General features: G+C 61.5%; 13 protein-coding genes and 5 pseudogenes. 13 read left to right on the plus strand and 5 right to left on the minus strand.

The features are described from left to right. Nucleotides 1-63: 63 nt before the first annotated feature. Together ACRAQ3_RS21470 and ACRAQ3_RS21475 are read left to right on the plus strand one after the other, a co-directional pair. Nucleotides 64-2,424, plus strand: coding sequence for a heavy metal translocating P-type ATPase (locus ACRAQ3_RS21470; RefSeq protein WP_173812391.1), 2,361 nt, complete (start codon nt 64-66; stop codon nt 2,422-2,424). Nucleotides 2,425-2,490: 66 nt separating this feature from the next. Next, a complete protein-coding gene (locus tag ACRAQ3_RS21475; protein WP_099278731.1) occupies nt 2,491-3,000 on the plus strand; it encodes a L,D-transpeptidase family protein in 510 nt (169 codons plus the stop codon). A gap of 256 nt (nt 3,001-3,256) precedes the next feature. On the opposite strand, the pseudogene ACRAQ3_RS21480 reads toward ACRAQ3_RS21475, so the two are convergent. Beyond that, a pseudogene (locus tag ACRAQ3_RS21480) lies at nt 3,257-3,385 on the minus strand (integrase core domain-containing protein); the annotation flags it as partial. 595 nt (nt 3,386-3,980) lie between these two features. Here ACRAQ3_RS21480 and ACRAQ3_RS21485 point away from each other — a divergent pair. The 9 genes and pseudogenes from ACRAQ3_RS21485 to istB (ACRAQ3_RS21525) all read left to right on the plus strand — a co-directional run bounded on the left by ACRAQ3_RS21485 (nt 3,981) and on the right by istB (ACRAQ3_RS21525) (nt 12,852). Then, on the plus strand, nt 3,981-5,315 hold the full coding sequence (locus ACRAQ3_RS21485; RefSeq protein WP_254050204.1) for a DUF5930 domain-containing protein: 1,335 nt from the start codon (nt 3,981-3,983) through the stop codon (nt 5,313-5,315). A gap of 291 nt (nt 5,316-5,606) precedes the next feature. After that, entirely contained in the window at nt 5,607-6,272 is a 666-nt protein-coding gene (locus ACRAQ3_RS21490; protein WP_099278729.1) for a L,D-transpeptidase, read from the plus strand. Nucleotides 6,273-6,850: 578 nt separating this feature from the next. Then, a complete protein-coding gene (locus tag ACRAQ3_RS21495) occupies nt 6,851-7,018 on the plus strand; it encodes a transposase (protein ID WP_269398776.1) in 168 nt (55 codons plus the stop codon). Nucleotides 7,019-7,311: 293 nt separating this feature from the next. After that, nucleotides 7,312-8,235, plus strand: a complete 924-nt coding sequence (locus ACRAQ3_RS21500) for a transposase (RefSeq protein WP_162620613.1) — start codon at nt 7,312-7,314, stop codon at nt 8,233-8,235. Between the two features lie 67 nt (nt 8,236-8,302). Further along, nucleotides 8,303-9,514, plus strand: a pseudogene (gene istA, locus ACRAQ3_RS21505) (IS21 family transposase); the annotation flags it as partial. 156 nt (nt 9,515-9,670) lie between these two features. Then, the gene (gene istA / locus ACRAQ3_RS21510) at nt 9,671-10,927 is read left to right on the plus strand and encodes an IS21 family transposase (RefSeq protein ID WP_432256327.1); all 1,257 of its coding nucleotides are present in this window, start codon (nt 9,671-9,673) and stop codon (nt 10,925-10,927) included. Next, nucleotides 10,924-11,769 (plus strand): IS21-like element helper ATPase IstB, encoded by an 846-nt coding sequence (gene istB / locus ACRAQ3_RS21515; protein ID WP_432256326.1) that lies wholly within the window; start codon nt 10,924-10,926, stop codon nt 11,767-11,769. Before istA (ACRAQ3_RS21510) ends, istB (ACRAQ3_RS21515) begins: the two co-directional genes overlap by 4 nt. A 71-nt stretch (nt 11,770-11,840) precedes the next feature. Then, a pseudogene (locus ACRAQ3_RS21520) lies at nt 11,841-12,191 on the plus strand (IS21 family transposase); the annotation flags it as partial. Beyond that, nucleotides 12,124-12,852: an IS21-like element helper ATPase IstB gene (gene istB, locus ACRAQ3_RS21525; protein ID WP_099278670.1), complete on the plus strand. Its 729-nt coding sequence runs from the start codon at nt 12,124-12,126 to the stop codon at nt 12,850-12,852. The pseudogene ACRAQ3_RS21520 and the gene istB (ACRAQ3_RS21525), both read left to right, overlap by 68 nt. Nucleotides 12,853-12,949: 97 nt before the next feature. Here istB (ACRAQ3_RS21525) and ACRAQ3_RS21530 read toward each other — a convergent pair whose 3' ends face one another. Next, a complete protein-coding gene (locus ACRAQ3_RS21530; RefSeq protein WP_162620613.1) occupies nt 12,950-13,873 on the minus strand; it encodes a transposase in 924 nt (307 codons plus the stop codon). 342 nt (nt 13,874-14,215) lie between these two features. Here ACRAQ3_RS21530 and ACRAQ3_RS21535 point away from each other — a divergent pair, with 342 nt between their 5' ends. Both ACRAQ3_RS21535 and ACRAQ3_RS21540 read left to right on the plus strand, forming a co-directional pair. Continuing rightward, complete coding sequence (locus tag ACRAQ3_RS21535) at nt 14,216-16,567, plus strand: multicopper oxidase family protein (protein WP_099278669.1); 2,352 nt, start codon at nt 14,216-14,218, stop codon at nt 16,565-16,567. Beyond that, nucleotides 16,564-17,562: an SCO family protein gene (locus tag ACRAQ3_RS21540; protein ID WP_099278668.1), complete on the plus strand. Its 999-nt coding sequence runs from the start codon at nt 16,564-16,566 to the stop codon at nt 17,560-17,562. Before ACRAQ3_RS21535 ends, ACRAQ3_RS21540 begins: the two co-directional genes overlap by 4 nt. A gap of 104 nt (nt 17,563-17,666) precedes the next feature. Here ACRAQ3_RS21540 and ACRAQ3_RS21545 read toward each other — a convergent pair. From ACRAQ3_RS21545 to ACRAQ3_RS21555, 3 genes and pseudogenes are all read right to left on the minus strand, one after another. Continuing rightward, nucleotides 17,667-18,065 (minus strand): annotated as a pseudogene (locus ACRAQ3_RS21545) (IS30 family transposase); the annotation flags it as partial. 36 nt (nt 18,066-18,101) lie between these two features. Then, nucleotides 18,102-18,739, minus strand: a pseudogene (locus tag ACRAQ3_RS21550) (helix-turn-helix domain-containing protein). A 111-nt stretch (nt 18,740-18,850) separates the two neighbouring features. Continuing rightward, entirely contained in the window at nt 18,851-19,861 is a 1,011-nt protein-coding gene (locus tag ACRAQ3_RS21555) for an IS30 family transposase (RefSeq protein ID WP_099278666.1), read from the minus strand. Between the last annotated feature and the right edge of the window lie 17 nt (nt 19,862-19,878).

Here is a 19,878-nt window from a genome sequence, read left to right on the forward strand (position 1 = left end):
TTGAAGCTCTAGTTGCTGTAGGGGCTATTCTGATGTGGAATGAACGAATCCCGAGGTCAATCCATGTCTTCTGATGACCACCGCCATGATCGCGCCCACGACGACTCAAGCGAACATGAACATTCTCATCGAGAGGGTAGTGCGTGTTGCGGTGTTCGCACCAACACGGGATCGGCACATCCCATTCCCTCGAACGGACGAAGTTTCCAGGTCTCTGGTCTGGACTGTGCAGAAGAGGTGGCGATCCTGAACAGGGTTGTTGGTCCGAAGGTCGGCGGGACTGAGCATCTGGCGTTCGATGTCATAAACGGACGAATGACGATCCTCGACACCGCTGACAGAATTTCGGACGACGAAGTTGCGCAGCTCGTCACAAGCACGGGGATGAGCGCCAAGCCGTGGGATGCAGACAACGCAGCGAAGGACCAGGCGGCGCATCTGGTACGTCAGAAGCGCTTCACCGCACTGAGTGGCAGCTGTTGGGCGGCGGGTTTTCTCTATCACATCGTTGAGACCGGAATGGGTGGCGCGCTTGGGCTGTTCGCAGGGCATGGTGAAATGACGATGCCATTGGTGGAAGCGGGGCTGTTTGCTGTTGCGATCCTCTTTGGGGTCTGGCTGGTTGCGCCCAAGGCTTGGTCTTCTGCGCGACGGTTTTCTCCTGACATGAACTTGCTGATGGTAGTTGCCGTGGTCGGCGCCATCGGGCTCGGTGAGTTCTTTGAGGCTGCTACGGTCGCGTTTTTCTTCTCTCTCTCTCTTTATCTCGAAAGCTGGAGCGTCGGACGCGCGCGCAACGCGGTGTCGGCCCTGCTGGATCTAGCACCGCCCTCGGCGCGGGTGATCCGACCGGACGGCATCGAGACGGATGTTCCAGCGGCAGAGGTCGCCGTGAACGACCGCTTCATCGTGCGCGGCGGCGACCGTATTCCCCTCGATGGTGAAGTCGTGGACGGGGCAGGGGCCGTCGATCAGGCGCCGATCACCGGGGAAAGCGCATTGGTGCCCAAGGAGCGCGGCGACGAGGTTTATGCCGGCACGATCAACGGTGAGGGTACGCTAACCATTCGCGCGACGAAGGCCGCCTCGGACACTGTGCTGGCGAAAATCATCCGCATGGTCGGCGATGCCCACGCGCGCCGCGCGCCGGTCGAACAGTGGGTTGCAAAGTTTGCACGCATCTACACCCCCATTATCATGATGCTGGCGATCGCCATTGCGCTGTTGCCACCGATCCTCCTGGGGGGGGGCTGGGACTACTGGTTCTACAATGCGCTGGTGCTTCTGGTCATCGCCTGTCCCTGCGCGCTGGTCATTTCTACGCCGGTTTCCATCGTGGCGGCGCTTACCGCTGCGGCACGAGCGGGGGTGCTCATCAAGGGCGGCGCCTATGTCGAAGCGCCGGGCCGCACCACGGCGCTCGCGATGGACAAGACCGGAACGATCACCATGGGCGAGCCCGAAGTGGCAGCAGTCTACCCCTTGGGCGATGCCTCGGCGCATGACCTGATGAAGCGAGCGGCGGCACTGGAGGCGCGTTCGTCGCACCCGTTGGCCCGTGCCATCCTTGCGCGCGCCGAATCCGAGGGTATCGACGTGTCGGCAGCGGACCAGACACGAACGGTGCCGGGGCGAGGATTGGAAGGGCGCGCCGACGGGCACTCCATCTGGCTTGGCTCGGACCGGTTCGCCGGCGAGAAAGGATTCAGCAATTGCATTCCGGCAGATCTCCGTGATCGGATCGAAGGGGCTGGTAGCACGCTCGTTGCTATAGGGGACGAAACAGGCGTGACCGGCATTCTGGAATTGCGCGACCGCATCAGACCTGATGCCAAGCGCATCGTGGCGGAACTGCACGCGAGGGGCGTGAAGACAATCGTCATGCTGACCGGGGACAATGAACGCACCGCCCGCGCGGTAGCTGCCGAGGTCGGCATCGACAAGGTGCGTGCCGAACTGCTGCCAGAGGACAAGGTGAGGATTATCGAGGAACTGGTCGCAGACCATGACATGGTGGCGATGATCGGCGATGGCGTGAACGATGCGCCGGCCATGGCAAGGGCACATTATGCCATCGCGATGGGTGCCGTCGGATCGGATGCGGCCATCGAGACGGCTGACATCGCGCTGATGACCGACGATATCGATCGCGTGCCATGGCTTATAGGTCATTCGCGTCGGACCATGACGATCATTCATCAGAACATTGGCATCTCACTGGCAGCCAAGGCCCTGTTTGTCGGATTGACAGCATTTGGCATGGCCTCGATGTGGGGTGCGATCGCCGCCGATGTGGGCGTATCCCTGCTAGTGGTGGCCAATGCGCTGCGGCTTCTGAATGGCCACCGGATCAAGGAAAGCCCATCGGGCGGTGAACGAGTGGGCGACCAGATGGCGAAAGGTGCACTGGCGCATGGTCATTGATCCGGCGTTTTTGGTAGAGTAGCGTTCCAACCGAACCAGACCTCGCAAATGAGGCGTCGAGTAGTGATGAATACCAGAATTCTGCGGCGAGCCTTTCTATCGGGCGGATTGACCGCCGTTCTGTCGGGCTGTGCCAGCAAATTCAGATCTGACAATGGAGCCGAAGTCATCCGGCTGCGGATGTACAAGGCGCAACGCTTTCTGATCCTGGACGGTGCTGATGGTATAGTGCGAAGTTACCCCATCGGTCTCGGCTTCGCGCCCGAAGGCCACAAGCAATTCGAGGGAGACGGTCGCACTCCTGAAGGTTCCTACACAATTGACCGGCGCAACCCCAACAGCCTCTTTCATCTCTCCATCGGCATTTCCTATCCGAATGAGGCAGACATTGCTTTCGCGGAGGCGCAGGGTCGATCTCCCGGAGGGGATATCTTTGTTCACGGCGGCCCAAGGCGCGGGATCGATCCCATGAACAAGCGCGACTGGACGGCAGGCTGCATCGCGGTGTCGGACCGTCAAATCGAAGAAATCTACGCCATGGTGCGGATCGGGACGCCCATCGACATATACGCCTAAGAATCGGGCAAAGCGACGCCGCTAAAAGGCTTTAGACCCCATGATCGGGCAGTGAGCTGACTGGGTCAGTGGCCTCTCCCACGGCATTCTCCGTTCGAGGGTTGCGCCAGATTGGCTGGTGCCGAGCCTCAAGAATGGGGGAGAGACCATATGCAAGATGAGCTGCTCCCCGCCGGTCCCTCGGTCATTACGAGAGTTTGCGGGTTTGTGCTCTGGGACCCAACCTTGAACCGCCGGGTTCTGAAGTTTTCGGCCTTCATTCCGGTGACAGGCTGGTGGCGCCACCGGGATTATGGATGTAGATCGGGACGTTATATCCGATCGCGCTGTGGGGCCGAACCTCGTTGTAGTCTCTGCGCCAATTCTCCAACTTTTCGCGGGCATCATGCTGGGCGAGCTTGAGGGTGAAGCCTCCCCCTTTGGCCCACCCCGAACCAGAGGCGGCGCCCTTTAAGTGGATCGAGATCGAGACCCATGGGGCGTGGTGATCCGGGTATGCCTTCCACGCCGACGGCGCGAATCGCCGAGATTGCCGCGGCGCTGCGCGAGGCTCGGTCGAAATCCTGCCGGATCAGCGCCTGCCGATCGTGATCCCCATGCGGCTCGTGGACTTCCGCCGTGGGAATGATGGGCTGGCGGCAACAACACTCCAGAAAGAGATGGTGCTCGATCCCCATTTTGGGCAAACGCAGTGGTGTTCAGATCAAAGCGGGGCGGCCGGATCAGGCCGCCAAGCGCCCGAGATCCTCGTCTGTAGTCTCGACCCGGGTCCCGCCGAGTCCGATCAGTCTGACTCGCATGGCATATTGTAGGGCGCGAGATCGGATGAGCCCTTTTCCGCAAAGAGATCATACGGACGGTTTCTGGCAAGATAACGCCGATGGGGGCTAAACCAGCAGTGGTCTGCCAAAGGCAGCTGTCAAATTCGTTGCGATTTCTTGGCGGCGCCGATACTCAGTCTCGCGGAGATACGGCCATCCATGGTCGCAGCAAGCTGGGGCGAGCCATTGACGTCGCAACCGATGAAGCGTGTATATGCGGCTTTTGAACGTCGCGTGCCGGAGCGGCGGCTCTTTATCAAGTCAGAGAACCATACCCGCTTTGTTCGTCTGGGGGTCAGGGCTCAACTGCTGGCTTGGACTGCAGGAGGGATGTTCGTTTCTTGGGCAATTCTCGTGACGGCGATCTTACTCATCGACTCGATCGGAGCCGGGAGCTACCGAGACCAAGCTGCACGTGACTTGAATATCTATGAGGGCCGTCTCAATGCATTGTCCGATGAGCGTGACCTACGTCGAAAAGAAGCCGTAGCGGCCCAAGAACGCTTCGTCGCCGCCCTTGAGCAGATCTCGGCACTACAGAGCGAACTTCTGACTTCTACGGAACGCCACCGCGAACTCGACACAGGGCTTAGAGCTCTGCAAGCAACCTTGCGGAAAACCATGTCCGACCGAAAGGAAGCTGAGGAGCGGCTGGCCACTTTGCAGGCTAGCGAAGCCGGCGATGTGGTGCAGGCTTCCGATGCGTCGATCGGTGCCATTGACCTCTTGGCGAATGCACTCGCCGAAACGGCTGCCGAACGCGACCAGATAGCAACGGAGGCCATAGACGCTAGCGTGGTTACCGAAAAGTTCGATCTAGAACTGCGTCTCATGAAAGAGCGGAACAACGAAATCCTCGGACAGCTTGAGGATGCGTTGACGGTGCCTGTCGAGCCGCTCGATGACATGTTTCGCGCGGCAGACCTCGAACCCGAACAGCTGATGCGCGACGTGCATCAGGACCATTCCCAGAAAAGCGCGTCCTTGACGCAGATCCAGATGTCAACAATGGGAGCGGCAGATCTTGCAGACGAAACACTGCGAGCGAACCGAATTCTAGACCAGCTCGACCGCATCAACCACTACCGGCTCGCTGTCGAGCGCATTCCCTTCGCTATGCCTGTGCAAGCTTCATTCCGCTACACTTCAGGTTTTGGCCCGCGCTGGGGTCGAATGCACAAGGGCCTTGATATGGCTGGGCCTGTCGGCACACCGATCTACTCAACTGCAGACGGCGTGGTTACATATGCCGGTTGGCAGAGTGGCTATGGCCGCATCATTAAGGTTCAGCACGAGTTCGGAATCGAAACACGTTATCCCCATCTGAATAAGATCCGCGTCAAGGTCGGACAAAAAGTCTCACGTGGAGAGCAAATTGGCGATATGGGAAGCTCTGGACGCTCAACCGGCCCCCATCTCCACTATGAGATCCGGGTGAAAGGCGAGGCTGTAGATCCAATGATTTATATCCGGGCAGCTCAGAACACTCTCTGAGTTGTAGCTCCGGTTAAGGGTAAGGAAAGCGCTCCTTATAGTTGGCTCATCGGCAAAATTATCGCACGCTGCGGTGGTGCAGAGGCCGCCCACAGCATCAGGTCAGCTGGAGCCTCCGACAAACCCGGGACGGCTCGCCCCTCCATACCGTGAGCAGCCACATGCTCGTCGAATTCATCAAGAATTTTCCCAGCAATACCTTGAAGCTAAAGTTGGTAGAGGTCCTATGTGAGGGTAGTAACCTGCCGGCTTTTCTTCGGCATTAGGCTCCTTCCTGGATCAGGAGAAAGTATGCTTACGAGACGCCACTTCATTTCGACGACGGCCATGTTGTTCTCTGCTCCTATAGCGAGCCCCCTTCTCGCAAACACATGGCCAACAGAGGCCGAGAAGGCCGCTTGGGATGCACAGGTGACACCACCAAACTTCGATCCGGCGACTTCCAATCCGTGGGGCTTGCATTCGCGTTTTCTGCCGCAGCGGGTCGTTGCCAATGCCGACCTTACGCCAGGTGACATTCATGTCGATGCCGTGGCGCGGTATCTTTATCATATCGAACAGGGTGGAACAGCCATGAGGTACGGCGTAGCCATTGGACGGGGTGGCCTATACGAGCCTGGTACTTATACAATCAAGCGCAAGGTCAAGTGGCCTCACTGGACGCCGACACAGTCCATGATTGAGCGTGATCCCGAAACCTATGCGCAGTACTCGGAAGGGATGGAACCAGGACCGAACAATGCTTTGGGGTCACGCGCCCTCTACCTTTATGTGGGGGATCGGGACACTTACCTACGGATCCACGGTACACCCTCACCGCGGTCCATTGGTTCACGGGCTAGTTCGGGCTGTGTGCGCATGGTGATGGCGCACATCAACCAGCTTTATCCAGAAGTCGAGATCAATTCGACGGCCTTCCTCTATTCCGCCAAAGAAAGCGTTACTGCCCAAAGTTGAGGGACGTGCGGAATATGGCATTGGTATTTCCGGCCCCGACCCTGCAGTAGTCTTCAGAAGATGGCCGTCAGCTTCCTTGTCAGCATCTAAGTGGTAGTTTGCACACAAATGTGCTGGCCATCGACTGTCCGAAGCGGCAATTCTGTCGTTTCGACGGGGCCGGAATGGCGATACCAGTAGCAGCCGTCACTCGACCGCAGCCGCGCCGATGCGAGGTTTTGGTCGGGTGCCGCCAAGGCCGCTACGGCTTCAGATAGCTCTTGGTCCTGTCGACTATCAGAACTGTCATTCACTACTGCCGAACATGCACCGAGTACGAAACCGGCCATTAGGACCGATACGGATCGAATTCTCATCTACCGTCCTTCTTCTGCCGTTTGGCGATCATGCCTGTCGCCCGCACCCTTGCACCTGACTATCAGCGTCGCAACATAGAAAAACTGTAACCGCCGATTGAGACCGCCTGCCTGACTGGGGCTCTCTGATCTAAGACACGTGTGACCTGCTTCCGGGAAACTGGACCGCCGGATCTGGGAAAAGTCTCGTAAACTGCCGGGCAGGCAACGCGAGGAAGACTGATGCGGACATCTCGGTTCAGCGAACAGCAGATCGCCTTCATCTTGAAGCAGGCGGATGACGGGCTCAGCGTCGAGGAGGTCTGCCGGAAGGCCGGCATCTCCCAGCAGACCTACTATCTCTATGGACGGCTCTCCCGTTGCAAGTCGATGATGGCCCTGGCTGCGTAGATCCGTTGCAAACATCTATCCGGCGTCAGTCGGCTCGAGAGCCGAAGCGCCCAAATGGGCTATCTGTGAACCGGCATGGAAAAGTGACCCCGTAGCGGGGTGATCGGCGTCCAAAAATGACCCCCCCTGTCTGTTGCGAATGGAGTAGAATGGCGGTGCGGAAGGGAGCCCGTCCCCCCCCAGGGTCGAGAGCCCGTGTGGGAGCAAGGGTCCCTTCCGCGTCGCGATCAACCTGAACAGTTGCTTGGGACGGCTGACTCCGATCCCGCATGACATGGACAGGAGCTTTTACCATGCCACAGACCGTCATCGGCTGCGACCTTGCCCGCGGCTGGATCGATACGCACGCCCTGCCGACCAAGGTGGTGGTGAGGATCGATAACAATCCGAACAGCATTACCCGCTGGACCGCGTCCTTGCCTGCAAACTCTCTAGTCGTCTTCGAGGCCACCAGCGGCTGCGACACTCTTTTGATCAAGGCACTCTGCGACCGGGGCCTTCGCTTCGCACGGGTCAATCCGCGCCAAGCCCGAGAGTTCGCCCGCGCGACGGGCGTGTTGGCCAAAACGGATCGGGTCGATGCGCGCATACTGGCTGATATGGGGCGCCTCTTGCCTCTCGAGGTTACCGCGCCGCCTCATCCGGATCGGGCCCGACTTTCTGATTTCCTTCGTCGCCGCAGGCAGTTGGTCGAAATGCGGAAAGCCGAAAAGGTGCGTCGCCACAGCGCCGGCCAGCCAGCAATCCTGCGCGAGATCGAGACGATGATCGCGCTGCTCGACCGCCGCATTGTCATCATGGATCGCAAGATTGCGGCTCTGATCGGAGACAGCCCCGAACTTACCGAGCATGCGGAGTTGCTTCGCGCCGTGCCTGGGATTGGACCGACGGTGCTGGCAACGCTTCTCGGCGAACTGCCCGAACTCGGCACGCTCTGTCGGCGTCGGATCGCCTCTCTCGCCGGGCTCGCTCCACATGCCCGCGAGAGCGGCACATGGCGCGGCACACGACGTATATGGGGAGGACGACGCAAAGTCCGCGAGGCTCTCTACATCGCGGCCTTGAGCGCGTCCCGCCGCGTGCCGCTCTTGATTGCCATGCGAGATCGAATGAAGGCTGCCGGCAAAGCCCCCAAAACAGTTCTCATTGCCGTTGCCCGTCAGCTCCTCGTCATCCTCAACGCCATGATCCGAAACAAACAGCCCATTCGCCTCTAAGAAACGACACAGTTGCCCTTACATCGGTGGCGATGATGCTCCCGGGGCAACCGGGGGCAGGTGCAGGATGTTGGTCGTGGAAACTATCGCGAAGATCCGTCGGGCATATTTCCAAGACAAAAAGCCTATCAAGCAGATCTGCCGGGAACTGCGCCTGTCGCGGAACACGGTGCGCAGGGTGATCCGGTCCGGGGTGACGGAGTTCAGCTATGAGCGCGGCGTCCAGCCGCAGCCCAAGATCGGGCCTTGGAAGGTCGATCTCGACCGGATGCTGGCGGAGAACGCCCGTAAGCAGAAGCGCGACCGGCTCACCCGCATCCGGATCTTCGAGGAGCTTCAGGCGCTTGGATACGAGGGCGGCTACGATGCCGTCCGGCGCTATGCCTCGTCATGGACAAGGACCGAGCGCGCAGCCTCGGCTGCCGCCTATGTGCCACTGAGCTTCGATCCTGGTGAAGCTTACCAGTTCGACTGGAGCCATGAGGTTGTCCTGATCGACGGGGTGACCACGACGGTGAAGGTGGCGCATGTCCGGCTCTGCTACAGCCGGATGCTGTTCGTGCGCGCCTATCCCCGCGAGACGCAGGAGATGGTCTTTGACGCGCACGACAAGGCCTTTGCCTTCTTCGGCGGAGCCTGCGCGCGGGGCATTTACGACAACATGAAGACCGCTGTGGATGCGATCTTCGTGGGCCGGGACCGCGCTTACAATCGCCGCTTCCAGCAGATGTGCGGGCACTACCTCGTTGATCCGGTCGCCTGCACGCCCGCTTCCGGCTGGGAGAAGGGCCAGGTCGAGAACCAGGTCGGCGTGGTTCGCCGGCGGTTCTTCGTGCCGCGGCCGCGGTTCAAGAGCTACGCCGAGCTTAACGCTTGGCTCGAGGACCGCTGTGTCGCCTGGGCCAAGAGGCACCCGCATCCCGAGTTGCGTGAGCGGACAACGTGGGAAGTCTTCGAGGAGGAGCGGCGGAGCCTTGTGCCCTATGCTGGCCGGTTCGACGGCTTCCACGCCGTCCCGGCCTCGGTGTCAAAGACTTGCCTCGTGCGGTTCGACAGCAACCGCTACTCGGTGGATGCCCGCGCGGTCGGTCGGGCCGTCGAGATCCGCGCCTATGCCGAACGGATCGAGATCTGGCAGGACGGCAAGATCGTCGGCGAGCATGCCCGCGCCTTCGGTCGCGGCCAGGACATCTACAACCCGCTGCATTACGTCCCGGTGCTCACTCGCAAGCCCGGCGCGCTCCGGAACGGGGCGCCGTTCAAGGACTGGGAACTGCCGGCGGTGTTAGTGCCGGACGTATTCTCCCCAAAAGTGCCGTTTGAAAATTCCCCAGCTTTCCGGGTTTGAGCGCCAAGCTGTGGAGGGCATGCCCCCACAGCTTGGCAGCGGCCACATCGCATCACCTGATCATGCCGACCGGAATGGAGGCGACGGGTGATCAGACTTGGGGAAGTTGTCATGATCCATGACTTGAAACGGCAGGGGCTTTCGATCTCTGCCATCGCCCGCAAGGTCGGGCTCGACCGCAAGACAGTGCGCAAGCACCTGGAGAACGGCGTGACCGCACCGGTCTACGGTCCGCGCGCACCACGGCTGCGGCTCCTTGAGGGGTTCGAGCCTTATCTGCACGAACGGATCCTTGCCTATCCCGACCTGTCGGGCCGACGGCTTCTAAGGGAGATCCGTGGAATGGGGTATGGCGGGGGCTACACGGCCGTCACCGACTACCTTCGCGAAGTGCGTCCGGGTCGGGTAAAGCTCTTCGAACGCCGCTTCGAAACCCCGGCCGGTCGTCAGGGTCAGGTCGACTTCGCCCAGTTCCGGGTCGAGTTCGCCGATGAGCCCGGCGTGGTGCGGATCGTCTGGCTGTTCACCATGGTGCTTGGCCACAGCCGCTGGCTCTGGGGACGCTTCTGCGCCACGCAGGACCTGCAAACGGTGATGCGCTGTCATATCGATGCCTTCACCTCCATGGGCGGGGCGCCGCAGGAGCTGCTCTACGACCGGATGAAGACGGCGGTGATCGACGAGGACGCCGAAGGCGTGATTACCTACAATAGCTCGCTGGTCGCGCTACTCACGCATTACGGCGCGCTGCCAAGAGCGTGCCGCCCTTACCGGGCCAAGACCAAGGGCAAGGTCGAGCGTCCCTATCGCTATGTGCGGCAGGACTTCTTCCTCGCCCGGACCTTCCGCAACATGGACGACCTGAATGCCCAGTTCGAGGACTGGCGCACGACCATCGCCAACTCCCGCCTCCACGCAACGACCCGGCGGATCATCGATGAGCATTTCGCCGAAGAGCACCCACATCTGACCGCGTTGCCGGTCATCCCCTACAGCGCCGTCTTGACCGTGGAGCGGCGCGTGAGCCACGAGGGCATGGTTTCGGTGGGCGGCAATCTCTACAGCGTGCCGGACGCCACCCGCAAACGCGTGGTCGAAGTCCAGAACCATCCGCGCGAGATCCGCATTTTCGAGGATCGCGTGCTGATCGCCGTGCATCCGGTGCTGGAGGGCAAGAACCAGCGGCGGACCGATCCCAGTCACCGCAGACCCGTGCCGCCGAGACCGCCTGAGCTTTTGATGCCTGCCATGCCAGGACGGGTGACAGAGGTGGGGCGTCGACCGCTCGCCTTCTACGATGCCGTCGCCAAGCGGATGGCCTCAGGCGAGGGGCTGCGGAAATGACCGAAATCCTCGACCGCATTCGTGCCAGCCTTGTCGGCTTGCGCATGGCCCGGGCGCTCGAGGCGCTCGACCATACCCTCCGCCGGCTCGAGCGCGGCGAGATCACCGCCATCGAAGCCATCGACGGCCTGCTGGCGGAGGAGCATGTCACGCGTGAAGGGCGCAGAGTGACCGTCGCGGTGAAGACCGCGCGACTGATGCCGATCAAGACGCTCGAGAGCTTCGACTTCTCCTTCCAGCCTTCGCTCGATCGCGGTCGAATTCTGGCGCTGGCGCAACTCCACTTCATCGAGCGGGCGGAAGTCGTGCATCTGCTCGGCCCTCCGGGCACCGGAAAATCCCATCTCGCAACTGCCTTGGGCGTCGAGGCCGTCAGGGCCGGCAAGCGGGTCTACCGCGCCAGCCTGGCTGAGATCATCGACGCGCTCAGTCGGGCCGAGCGCGACGGCCGCTTGCCGGAAAAGCTCCGCTTCTTCAGCCGCAACAGCCTGCTCATCGTCGACGAGATCGGCTACCTGCCCATCACCCCTGGTGGCGCGAACCTGTTCTTCCAACTGGTAAACCACCGCTACGAGAAGGGCGCTATGATCCTGACTTCGAACCGCGGCTTTGCCGAATGGGGCGAAGTGTTCGGCGACCCGGTCGTTGCGACCGCGCTGCTCGATCGCCTCCTGCACCATGCGATCGTCGTCCAGATCGAAGGCGCCAGCTACCGCTTGCGGGCCCATGCCGACCTCATGCCCGAACATACCCGCGCTCACGCTACCATCGCGCCGCCTCCGCAGCCAAAACGCCGAGGGCGCCCCCCGAAAGATGGGAGGATCGATCAACTGCACGGCTGATCACCGCACCCGGAAACTGGGGAATTTTACTTCGGCACTTCTGGGGAAACTTCAGTCGGCGTTGACAGGCGGCGATGCGGCGGGTGCAGCGCAAGCTCGGCCGCGTCCCGAACGGAGACCGCCAGATGGTCGAGATCCTCAGCGCGGTCCTGACCGACGGCTTGGACGCAGTGGAGGCGGCCTGCGCCGAGGCGCTGAGAGAAGGGGTCCATTCCTCCGCCGTCGTTCTCAATATCCTCGCCCGCCGCCGCGAGCCCGCGCCGCCCCTGACCATCGCGACGCCGGACGCACTGCGTCTGACCTGCGAGCCGGTCGCCGATTGCAGACGCTATGACAGCCTCAGGAGACCGGACCATGGAAAGATCGCAGGTGCTGGACATGATGGGCCAGCTCAAGCTCTACGGAATGAAGGCGGCCTATGATGAGATCATCGCCACCGCCGTGAAGCGGCAACACGAGCCCCAGAAGATCGTCGGCGACCTTCTGAGCGCCGAGATCAGCGAGAAGCAGGCGCGTTCGATCAAATACCAGATGACCATCGCCAAGCTGCCGCTGGCCAAGGAGGTCGACGAATTCGACTTCGAGGAGACACCGGTCAACGAGACGCTGGTCCGCGACCTGGTGGGTGGAGGTTTCCTCGAGCAGCAGCGCAACGTCGTGCTGATCGGCGGGACTGGAACCGGCAAATCGCACCTTGCCGTCGGCATCGCCCGGGCCTGTATTCGAGGCGGCAAGCGCGGGCGGTTCTTCAACGTTGTAGACCTCATGAACAAACTCGATGCCGAGGCCCGCGCCGACCGCCAAGGCCGCACCACCGATCTGCTCTGTCGCCTGGACTTCGTGATCCTCGATGAACTCGGTTATTTGCCCTTCGCCCAGACCGGCGGGCAGCTGCTCTTCCACCTGATCAGCCGTCTTTACGAGCGGACCTCGATCCTCGTGACCACGAACCTTGATTTCGGCGAATGGCCGAGCGTCTTCGGAGACGCCAAGATGACTACGGCGCTGCTCGATCGGCTCACCCATCACTGCGACATCGTAGAGACCGGCAATGAGAGCTGGCGCTTCAAAACTCGAGCATGAGCCCCGGATGATTGCTGGCACGACCGGCTGCGCCGTTTGGAAGCTACGCCGTCTCGGACCAGCTTCCTAAGCGCTCCGGGGGCAACTGTGTCGTTTCTTAGAGGCGAATGGGCTGTTTGTTTCGGATCATGGCGTTGAGGATGACGAGGAGCTGACGGGCAACGGCAATGAGAACTGTTTTGGGGGCTTTGCCGGCAGCCTTCATTCGATCTCGCATGGCAATCAAGAGCGGCACGCGGCGGGACGCGCTCAAGGCCGCGATGTAGAGAGCCTCGCGGACTTTGCGTCGTCCTCCCCATATACGTCGTGTGCCGCGCCATGTGCCGCTCTCGCGGGCATGTGGAGCGAGCCCGGCGAGAGAGGCGATCCGACGCCGACAGAGCGTGCCGAGTTCGGGCAGTTCGCCGAGAAGCGTTGCCAGCACCGTCGGTCCAATCCCAGGCACGGCGCGAAGCAACTCCGCATGCTCGGTAAGTTCGGGGCTGTCTCCGATCAGAGCCGCAATCTTGCGATCCATGATGACAATGCGGCGGTCGAGCAGCGCGATCATCGTCTCGATCTCGCGCAGGATTGCTGGCTGGCCGGCGCTGTGGCGACGCACCTTTTCGGCTTTCCGCATTTCGACCAACTGCCTGCGGCGACGAAGGAAATCAGAAAGTCGGGCCCGATCCGGATGAGGCGGCGCGGTAACCTCGAGAGGCAAGAGGCGCCCCATATCAGCCAGTATGCGCGCATCGACCCGATCCGTTTTGGCCAACACGCCCGTCGCGCGGGCGAACTCTCGGGCTTGGCGCGGATTGACCCGTGCGAAGCGAAGGCCCCGGTCGCAGAGTGCCTTGATCAAAAGAGTGTCGCAGCCGCTGGTGGCCTCGAAGACGACTAGAGAGTTTGCAGGCAAGGACGCGGTCCAGCGGGTAATGCTGTTCGGATTGTTATCGATCCTCACCACCACCTTGGTCGGCAGGGCGTGCGTATCGATCCAGCCGCGGGCAAGGTCGCAGCCGATGACGGTCTGTGGCATGGTAAAAGCTCCTGTCCATGTCATGCGGGATCGGAGTCAGCCGTCCCAAGCAACTGTTCAGGTTGATCGCGACGCGGAAGGGACCCTTGCTCCCACACGGGCTCTCGACCCTGGGGGGGGACGGGCTCCCTTCCGCACCGCCATTCTACTCCATTCGCAACAGACAGGGGGGTGAGTTTTCGATGCCGATAGGGGGTCAAAATTGGGCGCCGATTGACACAAGCCCCTAATTCTGTTTAAGACGTTCGGTCGATAGACAATTTCTTCTCATTAACCAATCATAGGGAGAGGCAATATTCGCACGGCGCTTCGCAATTTGCGGAGCGCCCACGGGAGGGATTTATGTATCTCAAGCCTCACGCATCCCGCCGCCGCAAAAAGGAAGCGCAAAACGCTCGCAACAATCGTGCCGAAATCGTCAAGGCTCTTACGCAGGGCCATGTAAGCCGACGCGAGTTGTTCAAGTGGGGTATATTCACCGGCCTCGGCACGTTGGCGACCATCAACGGCCTCAGTCCCTTCGCAACAAGCGCTTATGCCTCGGTGCCGACCGGCGTGCCGCGCAGCCCGACTTTCGGTGCCATGCCCTTCACCTATCGGATGCCGCGCCTGCGGCTGGAGGAGCCGCACAAGCTCACGGAGAAGCCGAACGGCTACGAGCTCGATCTGGCCTTTCCCGGCTATCTGGACGAGCCGGAGGCAAGACGGCTTTCCTACCACACCCAGTTCACCGAATCCGGGGGCGACGACTACCGCAATCCGCGGTTCTCGGGTGGCCCGATGGAGGGCCGGCCGCCGGGCGAGTATTTCGCCCATCAGAGATGGCGGGAATACCTCCCGCAAAAGGCGTTCATCATGACGCTGGGCCGGCTGCAGAACGGCTATTCCTTCCACCCCAATTTTCCAGAGCAGGACCGCGACAGCGTCTGGACCTTCAATACCGGTCGCGAAGAGGAATCCGTGCTTCCACCGCCGCTGCTGAAAGTGCGTTACGGTGAGCCGGTCATATTCCGTCATTACAATGCATTGCCCGAGGATCGCCGCAAGAACAATGGCTTCGGCTCGATCAGCATGGCCACGCATAACCATAACGCTCATAACGCATCGGCCAGCGACGGGGCCTCCAATGCCCATTTCTACCCCGGGCAGTTCTACGATTATCACTGGTCGACGACCTTGGCGCGGGCCGACATGATCAACACCGATGCCAGCGATCCGCGTGCCTCCGGGCCCGACGGATACGGCGGTCTGACCTATGTGAAGGGGGATCACCGCGAGCTGCAAAGCTCGCTATGGTTCCACGACCATCGCTTCTTCTTCACCGCCGAGAACGTCTACAAGGGCCATCTCGGCGCGCTGAATTACTATAGCGGCCCCGATCGCGGCAACGAGGCCCTCGATGACGGGGTCAATCACAGGCTGCCGAGTGGGACCGAACTCGACTGGGGCAATATCGACTTCGACGTCAATCTGATGATTTCGGACGCGGCGCTGGACGAGGACGGACAGTATTTCTTCGACATCTTCGAAACCATAGGTTTCCTCGGCGACCTGCTGCTGGTCAATTTCGCCTACAAGCCTTTCTTCGAAGTGTTGCCGCGCAAATACCGCTTCCGATTGCTCAATGCCTGCATGTCGCGCTTCATTCGGCCCGGGCTGATCAACGACAGGAACCGCTGGGTGCCGATGAAGGTGATCGCCACCGACGGCAACCTGATGGTCAACCCGGTCTCGGTGAACCTGCTCGATCCGATGGGCACGGCCGAGCGCTTTGACGTGGTGGTCGATTTCAGCGAGTTCCCGGTCGGGAGCAGGATCCGGATGCTCAACGTCGCGGAGCACGAGGAAGGCGGCAAGCCGAAGGAGTACCTGTCGCGGCGGGACGCGATCGATCAGGACACCGACGACCCCGGCGTGGGCACTTTCCTCGAATTCCGCGTGGTGGGCGAAGTCGATTCGGTCGATAATCCCGGCAAGAAGCATTACGCTTCCGATCCTGATTACAGCCGGGTTCCGTCGCAGCTTACCGAACAGATCCCGATCGTCGATCCGGTCCGCGTCCGTCATCTCGAATTTAAGGGTACGGATAGAGAGGAAGGTTTGGAAACGGGTGAGTGCTTCCCCGACTGCGACGATCGGAACATCGAGGGCTTCGGTTGGACGATCCGGGTCAACGGCGAGTCGAACCATTTTCTCAATGCCAACCGAGTCAGCATGCTTGTCCCGGAGCCGGGCGTGACCGAGCACTGGATCATCGAGAACAGCAGCGGTGGTTGGGATCATCCGGTTCACCTTCATTTCGAGGAAGGCGTTACCATCGACCGCGACGGACGCCGGCTCTCACGTCTCGAGCGCGGCGCACGCAAGGATGTCTGGCGCACCGGAGCAGGTGGCCAGGTCCGGGTCCAGGTCACCTTCGGGGAATATGGCGGGGCCTACGTAACGCATTGTCACAACACGGTTCACGAGGACTGGGCCATGCTGGCACGCTATGACGTCTTGACCGATCCCAATGATCCGAACCAGTCGTCACAGCATGTTAGCGTGATCCCGACGCCCGATCCCTCGAAATACGGCGTGACCTACCGGGACCCCGAAATCCTGCCCGAGGGCAACCCGTTCTCGAAGGAGTATACCGGAAACCCGATGGTCGGTGATGATGATGATGACGACAAGCCGCGGAGACGGGGATGATACGTCGGCGTTCACTCTTCGGCGCGATCGCTCTCGCGACCACGCTCGCCGCCACCTCGGCCCTACCCGGACGCTGGGGTCTGGATTACTTTCCGAATACATCGCTACTGGATCAGGAGGGCCAGGAGCTCCGCTTCGTAGATGACTTGCTCGATGGAAGGATCGCGGTGGTCAATTTCTTCTACCTCGACTGCCCCGATATCTGCGGCCTCGCCACCGCGCGGATGGCCAAGGTGTATGAATGGCTCGGCGAGCGCGTGGGCGAGGATATCGTCATCATCTCGATCTCCCTCACCCCCGAGCGCGACACGCCCGAGGAACTGGCCGCCTATGCCGAGGCCTTTGGTGCCGGCGAGGGCTGGTATTTCCTCACCGGCGAGCCGGAGGAGGTCGAGGAGTTGCGCTACAAGCTCGGCGAACGCAGCACGCGGCTGAGCGACCACCGCAGCGACATGCTGATCGGCAATGTCGCGACCGGCGAATGGCGCCGCACCTCGCTGATGGGAAATCTAGCGGCCGCGACCGCCGACATCCTCGCGCTCGACCCGGACTGGGAACCGCCAAGGACTCCCGCAAAGGTTCTCGACGGCGCCACGCTCGATAGCTTTGCCGAAAAGAGCCGGGTCGGAGAAGGCCTGTTCAGCAAGGGCTGCGCCGCCTGCCATTCGATCGGTGCCGGGGTGCGCGTCGGCCCTGATCTCGAAGGCGTAACGCTCAGGCGAGATCACGATTGGCTCATGCGCTACATCAGGACGCCGGACCGGATGCTGGCTGAGGGCGATCCCATCGCGGTTAAGCTCGACCAAGAGTATCCCACGGTTCGCATGCCACGTTTCGGTCTCGGTGAAAAGGATGCGGCGGACCTTATCTCTTACCTGCACGCAGAAACCCTGCGCCTCGAAGAGCTCCCAAGGGAGGGGAGCGCTTCCGACCAAGCGCACAACATGGATGGGAAAGACACTCACGGCAATGATGCAGCCGGTCACGCACATTGAGCCCACAGAGATCGAGCGCCTGACCTTGGTCCCGAGCAGACCGTGGTCCACGTAGGACGCTCCCGATCAACCGCTGTGGATTCAATGCTGGTTGCGACACGGGTTCAGGACCGGTCGAGCTGACGGAGTTCTTCGGCGAAGGCCTCGGCCGGTGTCCGGTAGCCGAGGCAGCGCCTTGGTGTGGCGTTCAGCTGGGCGCTGATCTCAGCCATCGCGTGGTCTGACAGTGCGGCGATAGCCGTATCACGGGGCAGGTAGCGGCGGGCGCGCTTCTTGAGGTTCTCGACCGAGCCCTTCTGCCAAGGTGCTTGCGGGTCGCAGAACCACGCCTTGGGGCCCATTCCTGTTCTCAGATCACGCCAGCGGTTGAACTCGAACCCCCGGTCGAAGGTGATCGAGCGCCGTGCGGACAGGGACAGGAGCGACAGCAGGGTGTTCAGGCGGTTCATCAACTGCTTCGAGCTACGGTCGTTGTTTCGGAACAGGACGTGTGAGCGATACTTGAACCGCGACTCCGCAGTGATCTCAGGGTAGGGCGCTCACGGTCTCTTCTCCAGCATCTTGGCGCGGAACACCTCTGCGGGGGTCTTCCACCCGAGACATTTGCGGGGCGTGGCGTTCAGCCGATCGCAGATCTCGCGGATGTCGTGGTCCGAGAGTTGGCCGATGTCGCGGTCTCTGGGCAGCCAGCGGCGGGCGCGACGGTTGGTGTTCTCGACCGGGCCCTTCTGCCAAGGTGCGGAGTGGTCGCAGACCCAGCTGCTCGTGCCGATCTTGGCCTGCGGGTGGGGCCAGGAGACGATCGCGGCGCCCCGGCCGAAGGTCATCGGTCGGCGCGCCGGTAGGGGCAGGGCGCGGATGACCGCGATGACCTTGTCCATGATGGGCCGGGTCCGCTTGTCGGCGTTCTTCAGAAGCACGGTGAAGCGAATGCCGGATCAGCTTGCGCTGGCGGGCACGCCGATCGCGGGTTCTCAGCTGCGCGGCCATGGCGAAGTAGCCCATGACCTTCGGCAGGCAGGGGTCCTAGAAGTGATTGCGCCTGAGCTCGCGGAAAATGGTCGAGCGATGTCGGCGCAGCTACCCGTGTCATCTCGTTCACGGACACCCTGGCATGGCGTCAGCGTTCGATCTTGCGGCACTCCTCGAGCGTCAGCTGCGCGTAGACACGTCCCATACTGGAAAACTCCTGCTTGATAGGACATTGTTTCAAACAAGAGTCACGGCTGGAGGTAGCGCACGCGCCGCTTGTGAGCTCACGCTGAAGCGCAATTCCGGCAGGCTCATTCTACTCGCCTGACTGCATCGCCTCCATCAGCTTTTCCCGGAAGACTTCGGCCGGGGTCCGGTAGCCTAAGCACTTCCGAGGCGTGGCGTTGAGGCGATCGCAGATCGAAGTCAGATATCGATCCGTGATCGCCGTGGGGTCGGTCTTGCGGGGGAGATATTTTCGGAGTCGGTTGTTGGTGTTTTCGACCGTGCCTTTCTGCCACGGCGATTGCGGGTCGTAGAACCAGGGAGCCACGCCGAGACCGGCCTTGAGATGCGCCCAGGCGGTGAACTCGGTGCCGCGGTCGAAGGTGATGGAGCGGCGGGCGGGTTGGGGCAGGGCCTTCAGGCCGGAGATCAGGGTCTCCATGACGGGCTTGGAGGTCCGGTCGGCGTTCTTAGCCAAGACGGTGAAGCGGCTGACGCGCTCGACCAGGGAGGTCACGTTGGCCTTGCCGAACCCCTTGCGAAACATCACCAGGTCGCACTCCCAATGGCCGAACTGCTGGCGCTCGGAGACCTCCACGGGCCGCAGCGAAATGCTGTGTTCATTGCTGAATCTGCGACCATGGTGGCGGCGCGTGCCGCGCGGCCGGCGACGGCGGCGGTGCTCCGGCAGATGACGATAGAGCGCCTCGGATCGGCCATCTCCGGAATAGGCGTAGCGGTAGATGGTCTCGTGGCTGACGGACGTGGCGTGGCGCTCGAGCTTCATCCGACCCGCAATCTGCTCGGGCGACCAGCCGGCCTTGAGACGGTCGACCACGGCAGCCTTCACGGCCGGGTGCCGGACCAGCTTGCGATGGATGGCACGTCGCCTCTCGTAAGCTCGTTGCGCGGTCATGCCGTAGTAGCCGCTCAGATGGGGTATCTCATCATCCACGAAGCGATTGCGCCGCATCTCCCGGTAAAGCGTGGAAGGCGAGCGGCCGAGCCGCAGTGCGATCTCTTTCATCGGCAATTTTGCCTCGCGCCACCGCGCGAGTTTCTGGCGCTCTTCGAGATCCAGATGTGCGTAGCAGGTGCCCATCGATTGCTCTCCATGTA

The sequence above is a fragment of the Limimaricola sp. AA108-03 genome, assembly GCF_050847355.1.
Classification (GTDB): domain Bacteria; phylum Pseudomonadota; class Alphaproteobacteria; order Rhodobacterales; family Rhodobacteraceae; genus Limimaricola.

Bases quoted from the DNA above. Each gene is read 5' to 3' on its own strand.
- ACRAQ3_RS21470 (WP_173812391.1), top strand. From the start codon at position 64: ATGTCTTCTGATGACCACCGCCATGATCGCGCCCACGACGACTCAAGC.
- ACRAQ3_RS21475 (WP_099278731.1), top strand. From the start codon at position 2,491: ATGAATACCAGAATTCTGCGGCGAGCCTTTCTATCGGGCGGATTGACC.
- ACRAQ3_RS21485 (WP_254050204.1), top strand. From the start codon at position 3,981: ATGGTCGCAGCAAGCTGGGGCGAGCCATTGACGTCGCAACCGATGAAG.
- ACRAQ3_RS21490 (WP_099278729.1), top strand. From the start codon at position 5,607: ATGCTTACGAGACGCCACTTCATTTCGACGACGGCCATGTTGTTCTCT.
- ACRAQ3_RS21495 (WP_269398776.1), top strand. From the start codon at position 6,851: ATGCGGACATCTCGGTTCAGCGAACAGCAGATCGCCTTCATCTTGAAG.
- ACRAQ3_RS21500 (WP_162620613.1), top strand. From the start codon at position 7,312: ATGCCACAGACCGTCATCGGCTGCGACCTTGCCCGCGGCTGGATCGAT.
- istB (WP_432256326.1), top strand. From the start codon at position 10,924: ATGACCGAAATCCTCGACCGCATTCGTGCCAGCCTTGTCGGCTTGCGC.
- istB (WP_099278670.1), top strand. From the start codon at position 12,124: ATGGAAAGATCGCAGGTGCTGGACATGATGGGCCAGCTCAAGCTCTAC.
- ACRAQ3_RS21530 (WP_162620613.1), bottom strand. From the start codon at position 13,873: ATGCCACAGACCGTCATCGGCTGCGACCTTGCCCGCGGCTGGATCGAT.
- ACRAQ3_RS21535 (WP_099278669.1), top strand. From the start codon at position 14,216: ATGTATCTCAAGCCTCACGCATCCCGCCGCCGCAAAAAGGAAGCGCAA.
- ACRAQ3_RS21540 (WP_099278668.1), top strand. From the start codon at position 16,564: ATGATACGTCGGCGTTCACTCTTCGGCGCGATCGCTCTCGCGACCACG.
- ACRAQ3_RS21555 (WP_099278666.1), bottom strand. From the start codon at position 19,861: ATGGGCACCTGCTACGCACATCTGGATCTCGAAGAGCGCCAGAAACTC.